Genomic DNA, 14,395 nt, shown 5'->3' on the forward strand with positions numbered 1-14,395 from the left:
TTCGACCTGGTGCAGCGCTTCGAAGCCCAGGTGGCGCGCGCGCCGCAGGCTATCGCCCTGCGCCAGGAAGGCCTGCGCCTGTCCTATGCCGAGCTGAACCGCCGCGCCAACCAACTGGCCCACCGCCTGCAGGCGGCCGGCATCGGCCCGGAGGTGCGGGTGGCGGTCTGCCTGGAGCGCGGCCCGCAGCTGCTGGTGGCGCTGCTGGCGGTGCTCAAGGCCGGTGGCGCCTACGTGCCGCTGGACCCCGAGTTCCCCGCCGAACGCCTTCGCCACATGCTGGCGGACAGCCGTGCGCCGCTGCTGCTCAGCCAGTCGTCGTTGCGCGACGAACTCCACGCGTTGGGCACCGACGCCGAATGCTGGTGGCTGGATCAATCGAATGACGACGGCGCCGAATCCAACCCGGCACCCTTGGCCACGGGCGAGCACCTGGCCTATGTGATCTACACCTCCGGCTCCACCGGCAAGCCGAAAGGCGTAGCGGTGCGCCGCGCCGGGCTCGGCAACTTCCTCGCCAGCATGGCCGCCGCGCCGGGGCTGGCGGAGGAGGGCCGGATGCTGGCGCTGACCTCGCTGTCCTTCGACATCGCCGCGCTGGAGCTGTACCTGCCGCTGGTGAGTGGCGCCAGCGTGGTGCTGGTGGACCGCGACACCGCCCGCGATCCGGAGCGCCTCTGGGAGCAGATCGCCCAGCAGGGCGTCAGCGCCATCCAGGCCACGCCGTCGACCTGGCGCTTGCTGGCCGAGCATCCGCGCCTGCCGGAACTGGCCGGGCGGCAGGTGCTCTGTGGTGGCGAGGCGCTGCCGGCGGACCTGGCGCGCACCCTGGTCGGGGTGGCCGGCGAGCTGTGGAACCTCTACGGCCCGACCGAAACCACCGTGTGGTCGGCGCGCTGCCGCCTCGACGAGCAGCAGCCGCAGGCGTTCCTCGGCGAAGCGCTGGCCAACACCGCGCTGCACGTGCTGGACGAGGATCTGGAACCGCTGCCGCTCGGGGTGGCCGGTGAGCTGTACATCGGCGGCGAAGGCCTGGCGCGGGGCTACCACGAGCGTCCGGGGCTGACCGCCGAACGCTTCGTCGCCGACCCCTACGGCCGCGGCGAACGCCTGTACCGCACCGGCGACCTGGTGCGCCGGCGGGCCGATGGCGCCCTGGAGTACCTGGGGCGGATCGACCAGCAGGTGAAGGTTCGCGGCTTCCGCATCGAACTGGGCGAGATCGAGGCCTGCCTGCTGGCCGACCCGGCGGTACGCGAAGCGGCAGTGGTGGCGCGGCAACAGCAGCTGGTGGGCTACGTGGTGGCCGAGGGCGGCGACGAACTGCTCGGCCGCCTGCGCGAGCGGCTGCAGGCCCAGCTGCCGGACTACATGGTGCCGGCGCGGCTGATGCGCCTGGAGGCCATGCCGCTGACGCCGAACCGCAAGCTGGACCGCAAGGCGTTGCCGGAGCCGGAACTGGAAGCGCGGCTGTTCGTCGCGCCGCAAGGGCCGCTGGAACCCCTGCTGGCCGGCATCTGGCAAGCGGTGCTGGGCGTGGAGCAGGTCGGCGCCGAGGACAACTTCTTCGAGCTGGGCGGCGATTCGATCAGCTCGGTGCAGGTGGTGGCCCGCGCCCGTGAGGCCGGTCTTTCCCTTACCCCGCGCGACCTGTTCGAACAGCAGGATGTACGCCGCCTGGCCAAGGTGGCCCGTCAGCTCCAGCCGGTTGGCGTGGAGCAGGGCGGCACTGGCCTGGAGCGTCTGAGCGGGGCCGACTGGGCGCGCCTGGACCTGTCTCCTGAAGCGCTGGAAGACGCCTACCCGCTGTCGCCGATGCAGCAGGGCTTGCTGTTCCACGGGCTGAACGGCGCGGCGGATGGCGTCTACGTCAACCAGCTCGCCTTCGACCTCGACGACCTCGACCCGCAACGCCTGCGCGCCGCCTGGGCGCAATTGATCGCCCGGCACCCGATCCTGCGCACCGGCTTCGCCTGGGACGGCCTGGAGCAGCCGCTGCAACTGGTCTACCGCCAGGTGCCGGAAGCCTGGGACGAGCAGGACTGGCGCGGTCGCGACTGCGGCAGCGAGGCGCTGGAGGCCTTCGCCGAACAGCAACGCAGCGTTCCCTTCAGCTTCGACCTGCCGCCACTGCAGCGGGTGCAGTTGCTGCGCCTGGGCGAGCGCCGCTATCGCCTGGTATGGACCTACCACCACCTGCTGCTGGACGGCTGGAGCAGCGCGCGACTGATCGAAGAATGGCTGGGCCGCTATGTCGGCGAGAGCCGCGAAACGCCCGCCGGCCGCTATGGCGACTACATCGCCTGGCTGCACCGCCAAGACCCGGCCCCTGGCGAGACCTTCTGGAAAGCGCGACTGGCCGAACTGGACGCGCCGACCGTCCTCGCCGGGACCTCCGCGACCTCCGAGTCGAGGGCGCAGCAGCGTCTCCACGAGCTCAGCCTCGACACCCGCGACACCGAGCGCCTGAAGGACTTCGCCCGCAGCCAGCGGGTCACCCTCAACACCCTGGTGCAGGCCGCCTGGCTGCTGCTGTTGCAGCGTCACAGCGGGCAGCGCGTGGTCTGCTGCGGCGCCACCCTGTCGGGCCGTCCCGCCGACCTGGCGGGCAGTGCGGACATGCTCGGCCTGTTCATCAACACCCTGCCGCTGATCGCCGCGCCGGAGCCGCACCAGGCACTAGGTGACTGGCTGCAGGTGCTGCAGGGCGAAACCCTGGGGCTGCAGGAGCAGGCCCATGTGCCGCTCTACGAGGTGCAGCGTTGGGCGGGTAGTGCCGGCCAGTCGCTGTTCGACACCCTGCTGGTCTTCGAGAACTACCCGGTGGATGCCGCGCTGCGCGGCCGCGCCATCGAACGCCTGCGCATCGATGCCGTGCGTCAGCGCGAGTCCACCCATTACCCGCTGACGCTCACCGTCAACCCTGGCGAAGGCCTGCACCTGGCGCTCGCCGCCCACGCCGAATCCTTCGCCGAGGCGACCCTGGTGCAGCTGGCCGGGCACCTGGGCGAGCTGCTGCGCGCGCTGCCCGGCAACCCGAACCGTCGTCTCGGCGAGCTCGCCATGGTCCCGGCCGTGCAGCGGGCGCAGGCCATCGCGCGCGGCCGGCAGACTCCAGCCCGTGGTGCCGGTCTGTGCCTCCCTGGCCTGTTCGCCGAACAGGCGCGTCGCACCCCGACCCTGCCGGCGGTTTGCGATGCCGCCCGCGAGCTCGACTACGCCAGCCTGGACGCCGAATCCACGCGCCTGGCCCGTCACCTGCTGGCCAACGGTGTGGGCCCGGACTCACTGGTCGCGGTGTGCCTGGAGCGGGATTGCCAGCTGCTGGTCTCCCTGCTGGCGGTGCTCAAGGCCGGCGGCGCCTATGTGCCGCTGGACCCCGAGTTCCCGGCCGATCGCCTGCGCCACATGCTCGACGACAGCGGCGCGAAGCTGCTGCTGACGGACAGCGCGCTACTGGACCAGCTGCCGCCGGCGACGTCCGGCCAACAGCGCTGGTGCCTGGACCAACTGGAACCGCCGGCTGGCTACGACAACGCAGCGCCGCTGCCGACAGTGGACCCGGAACACCTGGCCTACGTGATCTACACCTCCGGCTCCACCGGCCTGCCCAAGGGCGTGGCGGTGCGCCACGGCGCCCTGGCCAACTTCCTCCTGAGCATGGCCGAGGCACCTGGCCTGGCAGCCGGGGAGCGGGTCCTGGCGCTGACCTCGCTGTCCTTCGACATCGCCGCCCTCGAGCTCTACCTGCCCCTGCTGCAAGGCGCCACCGTGGTAATGGCCGAGCGCACCCTGGCGCGTGATGCCGGCGGCTTGCTGCAGTACATCGGCGAGCGCGGTGTCGGCTGCGTCCAGGCCACGCCGTCCACCTGGCGCATGCTCAGCGAGCACCCGGCGTTCGCCGGCCTCCGGGGCCTGCGCGCGCTGTGTGGCGGCGAGGCCCTGGCCGGCGATCTGGCGGCACGCCTACTCGGTGTGGTCGGCGAGCTCTGGAACCTCTACGGGCCGACCGAAACCACCATCTGGTCGGCGCGCAGGCGCCTGGTCGCGGACCCCCTGCAGATCAACCTGGGCGAGGCCATCGCCGGCACCGCGCTGCACGTACTGGACGAATGCCTGGAACCTGTGCCCGAGGGCGTGGCCGGTGAGCTGTACATCGGCGGTGTCGGCCTGGCGCGCGGGTATCACCGCCGTCCGGGGCTCACCGCGGAACGCTTCGTCGCCGACCCCTTCGGCGAGGCGGGCGAGCGCCTCTACCGCACCGGCGACCTGGTGCGCTGGTGCGGCGATGCCCTGGAGTACATCGGGCGCATCGACCAGCAGGTGAAGATTCGTGGCTACCGCATCGAGCTGGGCGAGATCGAAGCCTGCCTGCGCCGGTGCGACGGCGTCCGCGAGGCCGCCGTGGTGGCGCGCCCTGGTCCCGCAGGCCCGGTGCTGGTGGGCTATGCCGAGGCGGATGCCGCGCCGGAGCTGGCCGCGCACCTGAAGCAGCAGCTCCAGGCCGCCCTGCCGGACTACATGGTCCCGGCCCAGGTGGTGGTGCTGGCGCGGATGCCGCAGACACCCAACGGCAAGCTCGACCGCAAGGCGCTGCCGGCGCCGGACTGGCAGGCCCGCGCCCATGTCGAGCCGACCACCGGGCAGGAACGCCGGCTCGCGGCGATCTGGTGCGAGGTGCTGGGCCTGGAGCGGGTCGGGACCACCGATGACTTCTTCGAACTGGGCGGCCACTCGCTGTTGCTGACCCGGCTGGTGTCGCGGATTCGCGATGAGTTTTCCGTCGAGCTGCCGCTGCGCGCGGTCTTCGAGCACCCCAGCATCGGCGCCCTGGCGGCGCAGCTGGAGGGCGCGCGGCCGGCCGCCGACGACCTGTTGGAACTGGATTTCATGAACGACCTTTTGCAAGAGCTGGAGCAGGCTGAATGAATAGCGTCCTCGACCCCAAGGTAGCGGCGCAGGACCGCGAGCTGCAGGCCATCGGCGCGCGCCTGGCGCAGTTGCCGGAGGACAAGCAGCGCCTGTTCCTCGCCAAGCTGGCCACTGCCGGCGTCAACCTGCGTCGCCTGCCGGTGCCGCGCCTGCCTCGCAGCGGCCCGCTGGAGCTGTCCGCCGCCCAGAGCCGCCAGTGGTTCATCTGGAAGCTCGACCCCCAGGCCGCGACCTACAACCTGCATCGCGCCGTGCGCCTGACCGGCGCCCTGGACCGCGAGGCCCTGACGCGAGCGTTCCGCGACATCCTCGCGCGCCACGAGAACCTGCGCAGCCGCTTCCACGAGGTGGAAGGGCAGCCCCGCCTGGTGATCGATCCCCAGGCCGAACTGGAAGTGGCCTTTGAGGACCTCTCCGGCCTGGCGCCCGAGGCGCGCGCGAGCCGCTCCCACGCGCTCCAATTGGCAAGTGCCGCCACCCCCTATGACCTGGCCAACGGCCCGCTGCTGCGGGTCGCCGTGCTGCGCCTGCAGGCGGACGAGCACCTCTTGCTGCTGGGCATGCACCACATCGCCGCCGACGGCTGGTCGATGAACCTGCTGGTGGACGAGTTCAACCGCTTGTACAGCGCCCATTGCCGCGGCGTCGCCGCCGAGCTGGCGGAGCTGCCGGCGCAATATGCCGATTGTGCGGCCTGGCAGCGCAAACTGCTGGAGGCCGGGGAGGGCGAACGCCAGCTCGAATACTGGTTGCAGTGCCTGGCAGGCGAAGCGCCGTCGCTTGAGCTGCCGTTCGATCACCAGCGTCCGGCACGGTCCAGCGGCCAGGGTGCGGTGCTCGGTTTCGAGATTCCCGGCGAACTGGCCGGACGCCTGCGCAAGGTCGCCCAGGCGCGGGGCGCGACGCTGTTCATGCTGCTGCTCGCAGCGTTCAAGGTGCAGCTGTACCGCTATACCGGCCAGGGCGACCTACGGGTCGGCGTGCCCATCGCCGGCCGTGGCAATGGCGAGAGCGAGCGGCTCATCGGCTTCTTCGTCAACACCCTGGTGATGCGCGACGAGCTGGATGGGCGCGAGCCGTTCCAGGAGTTGCTGGCCCGCGTCCGCCAGGGCGCGCTGGATGCCCAGGCGAACCAGGACCTGCCCTTCGAGCAACTGGTGGAGGCCCTGGCGCCCCGTCGCAGTCTCAGCCACAACCCGCTGTTCCAGGTGATCTACAACCACCAGTGGTACGACAGCGCCGCGCTGGAGGACCTGGAAGGCCTGCGTATGGAATCCCTGCCACCGGTGATGCGCGCGGTGGATTGCGACCTGGCGCTGGACACCGCCGAAGACTCCAGCGGCCGGCTGTTCTGCGAAATCAGCTATGCCACCGATCTGTTCGCGCCGGCCAGCATCGACCGCTGGCGGGCGCATTTCGAGGCGCTGCTGGAACAGATCGCCGAGCGCCCCGAAGCGCGCATCTGCGACTTCGAACTCCACCAGCAGGCGGCCTGGCAGCAATTGCAGGACTGGAACGCACTGCCGGCCGAAGCCGTGGAAGAGCGCCTGGTACACCAGCGCATCGCCGACTGGGCGGCGCGCACCCCTGACGCCCCGGCAGTACGCTGCGGCGAGCGGGTACTGAGCTTCGCCGAGCTGGACCGGCGCGCGAATCAACTGGCCTGGCACTTGCACAAATCGGGTGTGGGAGCGGAGTGCCGCGTCGGCGTCGGCCTGCCGCGCTCGCCGGAGCTGGTGATCGCCCTGCTGGCGGTATTCAAGACCGGAGCGGCCTATGTGCCCCTGGACCTGGATTACCCCGAGGAGCGCCTCGCCTACCAGATGCGCGACGCGGGCCTCGCCTGGCTGATCGGCGACAGCCGCGACCTTCGCCGCCCAGCATTGCCTGACGGTGTCCGGCGCCTGGACCTGGACCTGCTGGACCTCAGCGGCGAGCCGCAACAGGCGCCGGCGGTCACCCCGCATCCGGGCAACCTGGCCTACCTGATCTACACCTCCGGCTCCACCGGCCTGCCCAAGGGCGTGGCGGTGGCCCATGGCCCGTTGGCCATGCACTGCCGGACCATCGGCGCGCTCTACGAAATGGAGCCGGCCGACCGCGAACTGCATTTCATGTCCTTCGCCTTCGACGGCGCCCACGAGCGCTGGCTGACCGCCCTCACCCACGGCGCCAGCCTGGTGCTGCGTGACGACAGCCTGTGGACGCCGGAGCAGACCTACGTCGCCATGGGCCGCTACGACGTGACCGTGGCAGCCTTCCCGCCGGCCTACCTGCAGCAGATCGCCGAGCACGCCGAGGGCCGCGACGATGTGCCGCCGGTACGGGTCTACTGCTTCGGCGGCGACGCCGTGCCCCATGCCAGCTTCGAGCAGGTCAAGCGTGTGCTGCGTCCGCGCTGGATCATCAACGGTTATGGCCCGACCGAGACCGTGGTCACCCCGATGATCTGGAAGGCCGGTCCCGAGGACAGCTGCCAGGCGGCCTACGCGCCCATTGGCCAGCGCGTCGGTGTCCGCAGCGTGTGGGTGCTCGACGGCGACCTGAACCCGGTCCCCACCGGCGTCTGCGGCGAGCTCTACCTGGGCGGCGACGGTTTGGCACGCGGTTACTTCCAGCGCCCGGGCCTGACGGCCGAACGTTTCGTCGCCGACCCCTTCGGGGTGCCGGGCGGCCGCCTGTATCGCACCGGCGACCTGGTGCGCCAGCGGGCCGACGGCACCCTGGACTACCTCGGCCGCGTCGACCACCAGATCAAGGTACGTGGCTTCCGTATCGAACCGGGCGAGATCGAAGCGCGCCTGCGTGCCGATGCGCGCGTACGCGAGGCCCTGGTGGTGGCGCGGGAAACCCTCACCGGCAAACAGCTGGTGGCGTACGTCGCCGCCGATGACGAGCGCCTGGGCGCGGAGTTGCGCGACAGCCTCCGCGAACAACTGCCAGACTACATGGTGCCGGCGCGCATCCTGGTGCTGCCGGTATTGCCGCGCAACGCCAACGGCAAGCTGGACCGCAATCAGCTGCCGGAGCCGGTCTGGCAGATGGACAGCGAGGGCTACCAGGCTCCCGCCACCGACAACGAGCGCCTGCTGGCGGAAATCTGGTCCGAGGTGCTCGGCCTGCCGCAGGTCGGCGCGCTGGACCATTTCTTCGAGCTGGGCGGCCATTCGCTGATGGCCGTTCAAGTGGTCGCGCGGCTGAAGAAGCGCCTCGGCATTGAAGTGCCGGTGCGCCAACTGTTCGACACGCCGCAGCTACGCGACCTGGCGGTAGCGCTGGAGCAGGGCGGTGCGGGTGCCGGTGCGCCGCCCCTGCGCGCGCTGCAGCACCCCGAGGGCGCGCCGCTGTCCTTCAACCAGCAGCGCCTGTGGTTCCTCTGGAAACTGGCGCCGGACAGCGCCGCCTACAACATCTCCGGTGGCCTGCGCCTGCGCGGCCGCCCGGTGGTCGAGGCCCTGCGCGGTGCCTTCGCCCAGCTGCAGGAACGCCACCCGGCGCTGCGTACGGTATTCGAGGACGACGGTCAGCAGGTCCGCCAGCGGGTGATCGAGGGCATGCCCCTGGCATTCGGCGAAGTCCGCCTGGACCACCTGCCCGTGGCAGAACGCGAGGTGTGGCTGGCGGAGCGGGTGGCCGCGGAGGGCGCCCGCACCTTCGACCTCGCCGGCGGCCCGCTTATGCGCGTCTGCCTGCTGCACCTGGCCGACGACGAGCAGGTGCTGCAGCTCAGCCTGCACCACATCATTGCCGACGGCGCTTCGGTGAAGCTGCTGCTGGACGAATTCGCCGCCTACTATCGCGCCCTGTTGAATGGCGCATCGGCCGAGCTGCCGTCCTTGCCGATCCAGTACGCCGACTTCGCCGTCTGGCAGCGCCAGTGGCTGGACAGCGGCGAGTGCGAGCGCCAGTTGGCCTACTGGAAGCAACACCTGTGTAGCGAACACCCTCTGCTGGAGCTGCCCCTGGACCACCCGCGTCCGGCGCAACAGAGCTTCCGTGGCGACAGCCTGGACTTCGCCGTGCCGCCGCAGTTGGCGGATAAGCTGCAACGCCTGGCCCTGGAGCAGGGCTGCTCGCTGTTCATGCTGCTGCTGGCAACCTTCGGCACGCTGCTCTATCGCTACAGCGGCCAGCGCGACCTGCGCATCGGCCTGTCCATCGGTGGCCGCCAGCAGGAAGAGACCGAGGGCCTGGTGGGCTTCTTCGTCAACACCCAGGTGCTGCGCTGCCTGATCGACGGCGACCGCTCCTTCAGCGAGCTGCTGGCGGCGACCCGCAACGGCGTGCTGGACGCCCAGGCGAACCAGGACTTGCCGTTCGAGCAACTGGTCGAGGCCCTGCAACCGCAGCGCAGCCTCAGCCACAACCCGCTGTTCCAGGTACTGTTCAACCATGACCGGGTGGGCAGCCTGGAGGCCCTCGACCTGCCGGGGCTGGAAGTCGAGGCGCTGGACGGCATCCGCCGCAGCACCCAGTTCGACCTGGTGCTGGATACCCGCGAATGCGCGGACGGCCAGTTGCTGGGCAGCTTCGGCTACGCCACCGACCTGTTCGAGCGCGAGAGTATTGCGCGCCTCTCCGGGCATTTCCTCCGGCTGCTGCAGGCCATCGCCGATGCGCCGAACGAGGCGCTGGATCGCCTGCCAGTGCTGGCCGCCGAGGAGCGCCAGCAACTGCTGGACGGCTGGAATGCCACCGAGCAGGACTACAGCCATCTGCCGATGCTGCCCGAGCTGATCCGCCGCCAGGCCGAACGCACGCCCGAGGCCTGCGCCCTGGTCAACGGCGAGCGCAGCTTCACCTATGCGCAGCTGGAGGCGCGGGCCAACCGCCTGGCCCATTGGCTGCGCAGCCAGGGTGTGGGTTGCGATGTGCGGGTCGGGGTGTTCGCCGAGCGGTCGGTGGAGCTGGCTATCGCGCTGCTCGCCATCGTCAAGGCTGGCGGCGCCTACCTGCCGCTTGACCCGGATTACCCGGCTGACCGCCTGGCCTTCATGCTGGAAGACAGCTGCGTACCGCTGCTGCTCACCCAGGAAGCCTTGCTCGATCGCCTGCCGCCGTGCAGCGCGCCGGTCTGGTGCCTGGACCGCGACTGGGCGCAAACCGACGGCCAGCCGGAGCAGGCGCCGGCCATCGACTACCCGCCGCGCAGCCTCGCCTACTGCATCTATACCTCCGGCTCCACCGGCCGGCCCAAGGGCGTGGGCAACCACCACGCCGGCCTGCTCAACCGCCTGCAGTGGATGCAGGAGCAGTACCGCCTGGACGGTGCCGACCGTGTTCTGCAGAAGACGCCGTTCAGCTTCGACGTTTCGGTCTGGGAATTCTTCTGGCCCTGGATCACCGGCGCTGCGCTGGTGATGGCCGAGCCAGGTGCCCACCGCGACCCGACGCGCCTGCGCAGGACCATAGTCGAGCAGGGCATCACCACCCTGCACTTCGTACCCTCCATGCTGCAGGCCTTCATCGCCGCCGGCGAACTGCCGGCCTGCACCAGCCTGCGCCGGGTGATATGCAGCGGCGAGGCATTGCCCCACGAGCTGCAGCAGCAGTTCCAGGCACAGCACGACGCCGGGCTGCACAACCTCTATGGTCCGACCGAGGCAGCCATCGACGTCAGCTACTGGCAGTGCATCGACGAGCCGGGCCGGCACTCGGTGCCCATTGGCCGCCCCATCGCCAACACCCGCCTGATGATCCTCGACGGCCATCTGCAACCGGTGCCGGTTGGCGTTGCCGGCGAGCTGTACATCGCCGGCATCAACCTGGCGCGTGGTTACCTGGGCCGCCCGGGCCTGACCGCCGAGCGCTTCGTCGCCGACCCCTTCGGCGCCCCGGGCGATCGCATGTACCGCACCGGCGACCTGGTGCGCTGGCGCCCCGATGGCGTGATCGATTACGTCGGCCGCATCGACCACCAGGTCAAGCTGCGTGGCCTGCGCATCGAGCTGGGAGAGATCGAGGCGCGGCTGCTGGAGCATCCGCGTGTTCGCGAAGCCGTGGTGGTTGCGTGGCAGGGGCAGGGCGGCGCCCAACTGGTAGGCTATGTCACCCCGGATACCCCGCTGGCGGACTCGCAGGCGCTGCTCGATGAACTGCGCGAGAGCCTGCGCGGACAACTGCCGGACTACATGGTCCCGGCCCAGTTGCTCTACCTCGACAGCATGCCGCTGAGCCCCAACGGCAAGCTCGATCGTAAGGCGCTGCCGGCGCCGCACTGGCAGGCACGCAGCTACAGCGCGCCGCGCGGCGATCAGGAAGAACGCCTGGCGGCGATCTGGGCGGACGTGCTGGGCGTCGAGCGGGTTGGCCGCGACGACGACTTCTTCGAAGTGGGCGGCCATTCGCTGCTGGCGGTACGCATTGTTTCGCGGGTGCGCGAGGCGTTCGGCGTCGAATTGCCGCTGCGGGCGCTGTTCGACACGCCGAATGTGGCCGGCCTGGCCCAGGCCCTCGAGCGCAGTGTCAATGAACAGGACGCGGGCCCGGTGCGCCGGGAGCGTCCGGCGCGCCTGCCGCTGTCGTTCGCGCAGCAGCGCATGTGGTTCCTCTGGCAGCTGGCCCCGGCGAGCGCTGCCTACAATATGCCGTTGGCGCTGCGCCTGGATGGCGCGCTTGACCGCCTGGCGCTGGAGCGCGCCTTCGCCCGCCTGCTGGCGCGCCATGAGGCCCTGCGCACCTGCTTCCCCAGCGAGGATGGCGAGGTGTGGCAGTGCATCCTGCCGGCGACCGGTTTCACCCTGGCCTTCAGCGACCTGCGCGCCGAGACCGATCCGGATGGCGAGGCCGACGCGCTGCGCGCTGCCGAGGCTCGAGCGCCGTTCGACCTGATCCACGGACCGCTGCTGCGCACCCGCCTGCTGCGTCTGGAGGACGAGCGTCATCACCTGCTGCTGACCCTGCACCACATGGTCGGCGACGGCTGGTCCATGGACATCCTGGTCCGCGAGCTGGGTGAGCTTTACGCCGCTGAGCGCGAGCCCAGCGGTGCCGCGCTGGCGGAGCTGCCGATCCAGTACGCCGACTACGCCCTGTGGCAACGGGACTGGCTGGCGGGCGGGGAGGGCGAGCGCCAGCTCGCCTATTGGCAGGAGCAGCTCGGCGATGCCCCGCGCATCCTCGAACTGCCCACCGATCACTCGCGCCCGGCGCAGCAGAGCTACCGCGGCGAGAGTTTCGGCCTGGAGGTGCCTGCGGAGCTGGCAGCGGGGTTGGTGCGCCTGGCCCAGGCACGCCAGACAACGCCGTTCATGCTGCTGTTCGCCGCCTTCAATGTGCTGTTGCAACGCTACAGCCGCCAGGACGACCTCTGCGTCGGGGTGCCGGTGGCCAACCGTCAGCGCGGCGAGTGCGAAGGGCTGATCGGCCTGTTCGTCAACACCCAGGTACTGCGCACGCGGCTGGACCCGGCGCAATCCTTCAACGGCCTGCTGCGGCAAGTGCGCGACACGGTGCTGGCCGCCCAGGCGCATCAGGACCTGCCGTTCGAGCAATTGGTGGAGGCCCTGCAGCCGGAACGCAGCCTCAGCCACAACCCGCTGTTTCAGGTGCTATTCAGCCTGCAACGCCATGACGTTGCCCTGCAGGAACAATTGCCGGGCCTGAGTCTGTCGAGCCTGCCGGACGATCGCCATAGCGCCCAGTTCGACCTGGGGCTGTTCGTCGACCAGCGCGGCGAGCAGCGCTTCGACTGCACCTTCAACTACGCCAGCGACCTGTTCGAACGCGCCAGCATCGAGCGCCTGGCCGGGCATTTCATGCGCCTGCTGGCGGCGCTGCTGGCCGAACCGGAGCAGGCGGTGGGTCGTGTGCCGCTGCTGGCCGCCGACGAGCGCACGGCGTTGCTGGCGGCCGGTGCCGCCCGGGGGGCTGACGAAGCGCAGTTCGACCTGGTGCAGCGCTTCGAAGCCCAGGTGGCGCGCGCGCCGCAGGCTATCGCCCTGCGCCAGGAAGGCCTGCGCCTGTCCTATGCCGAGCTGAACCGCCGCGCCAACCAACTGGCCCACCGCCTGCAGGCGGCCGGCATCGGCCCGGAGGTGCGGGTGGCGGTCTGCCTGGAGCGCGGCCCGCAGCTGCTGGTGGCGCTGCTGGCGGTGCTCAAGGCCGGTGGCGCCTACGTGCCGCTGGACCCCGAGTTCCCCGCCGAACGCCTTCGCCACATGCTGGCGGACAGCCGTGCGCCGCTGCTGCTCAGCCAGTCGTCGTTGCGCGACGAACTCCACGCGTTGGGCACCGACGCCGAATGCTGGTGGCTGGATCAATCGAATGACGACGGCGCCGAATCCAACCCGGCACCCTTGGCCACGGGCGAGCACCTGGCCTATGTGATCTACACCTCCGGCTCCACCGGCAAGCCGAAAGGCGTAGCGGTGCGCCGCGCCGGGCTCGGCAACTTCCTCGCCAGCATGGCCGCCGCGCCGGGGCTGGCGGAGGAGGGCCGGATGCTGGCGCTGACCTCGCTGTCCTTCGACATCGCCGCGCTGGAGCTGTACCTGCCGCTGGTGAGTGGCGCCAGCGTGGTGCTGGTGGACCGCGACACCGCCCGCGATCCGGAGCGCCTCTGGGAGCAGATCGCCCAGCAGGGCGTCAGCGCCATCCAGGCCACGCCGTCGACCTGGCGCTTGCTGGCCGAGCATCCGCGCCTGCCGGAACTGGCCGGGCGGCAGGTGCTCTGTGGTGGCGAGGCGCTGCCGGCGGACCTGGCGCGCACCCTGGTCGGGGTGGCCGGCGAGCTGTGGAACCTCTACGGCCCGACCGAAACCACCGTGTGGTCGGCGCGCTGCCGCCTCGACGAGCAGCAGCCGCAGGCGTTCCTCGGCGAAGCGCTGGCCAACACCGCGCTGCACGTGCTGGACGAGGATCTGGAACCGCTGCCGCTCGGGGTGGCCGGTGAGCTGTACATCGGCGGCGAAGGCCTGGCGCGGGGCTACCACGAGCGTCCGGGGCTGACCGCCGAACGCTTCGTCGCCGACCCCTACGGCCGCGGCGAACGCCTGTACCGCACCGGCGACCTGGTGCGCCGGCGGGCCGATGGCGCCCTGGAGTACCTGGGGCGGATCGACCAGCAGGTGAAGGTTCGCGGCTTCCGCATCGAACTGGGCGAGATCGAGGCCTGCCTGCTGGCCGACCCGGCGGTACGCGAAGCGGCAGTGGTGGCGCGGCAACAGCAGCTGGTGGGCTACGTGGTGGCCGAGGGCGGCGACGAACTGCTCGGCCGCCTGCGCGAGCGGCTGCAGGCCCAGCTGCCGGACTACATGGTGCCGGCGCGGCTGATGCGCCTGGAGGCCATGCCGCTGACGCCGAACCGCAAGCTGGACCGCAAGGCGTTGCCGGAGCCGGAACTGGAAGCGCGGCTGTTCGTCGCGCCGCAAGGGCCGCTGGAACCCCTGCTGGCCGGCATCTGGCAAGCGGTGCTGGGCGTGGAGCAGGTCGGCGCCGAGGACAACTTCTTCGAGCTGGGCGG

At 70.6% G+C, this 14,395-nt stretch carries 2 protein-coding genes; both read left to right on the forward strand.

All coding sequences use genetic code 11. The features are described from left to right. Positions 1-4,929: non-ribosomal peptide synthetase (locus E8F20_RS11680; RefSeq protein WP_280283867.1), on the forward strand; the 4,929-nt coding region annotated here is incomplete at its 5' end. Beyond that, positions 4,926-14,395: non-ribosomal peptide synthetase (locus tag E8F20_RS11685; protein WP_280283868.1), on the forward strand; the 9,470-nt coding region annotated here is incomplete at its 3' end. The genes E8F20_RS11680 and E8F20_RS11685, both read left to right, overlap by 4 nt.

It is taken from the genome of Pseudomonas sp. BN415 (assembly GCF_029871195.1).
GTDB lineage: Bacteria > Pseudomonadota > Gammaproteobacteria > Pseudomonadales > Pseudomonadaceae > Metapseudomonas > Metapseudomonas resinovorans.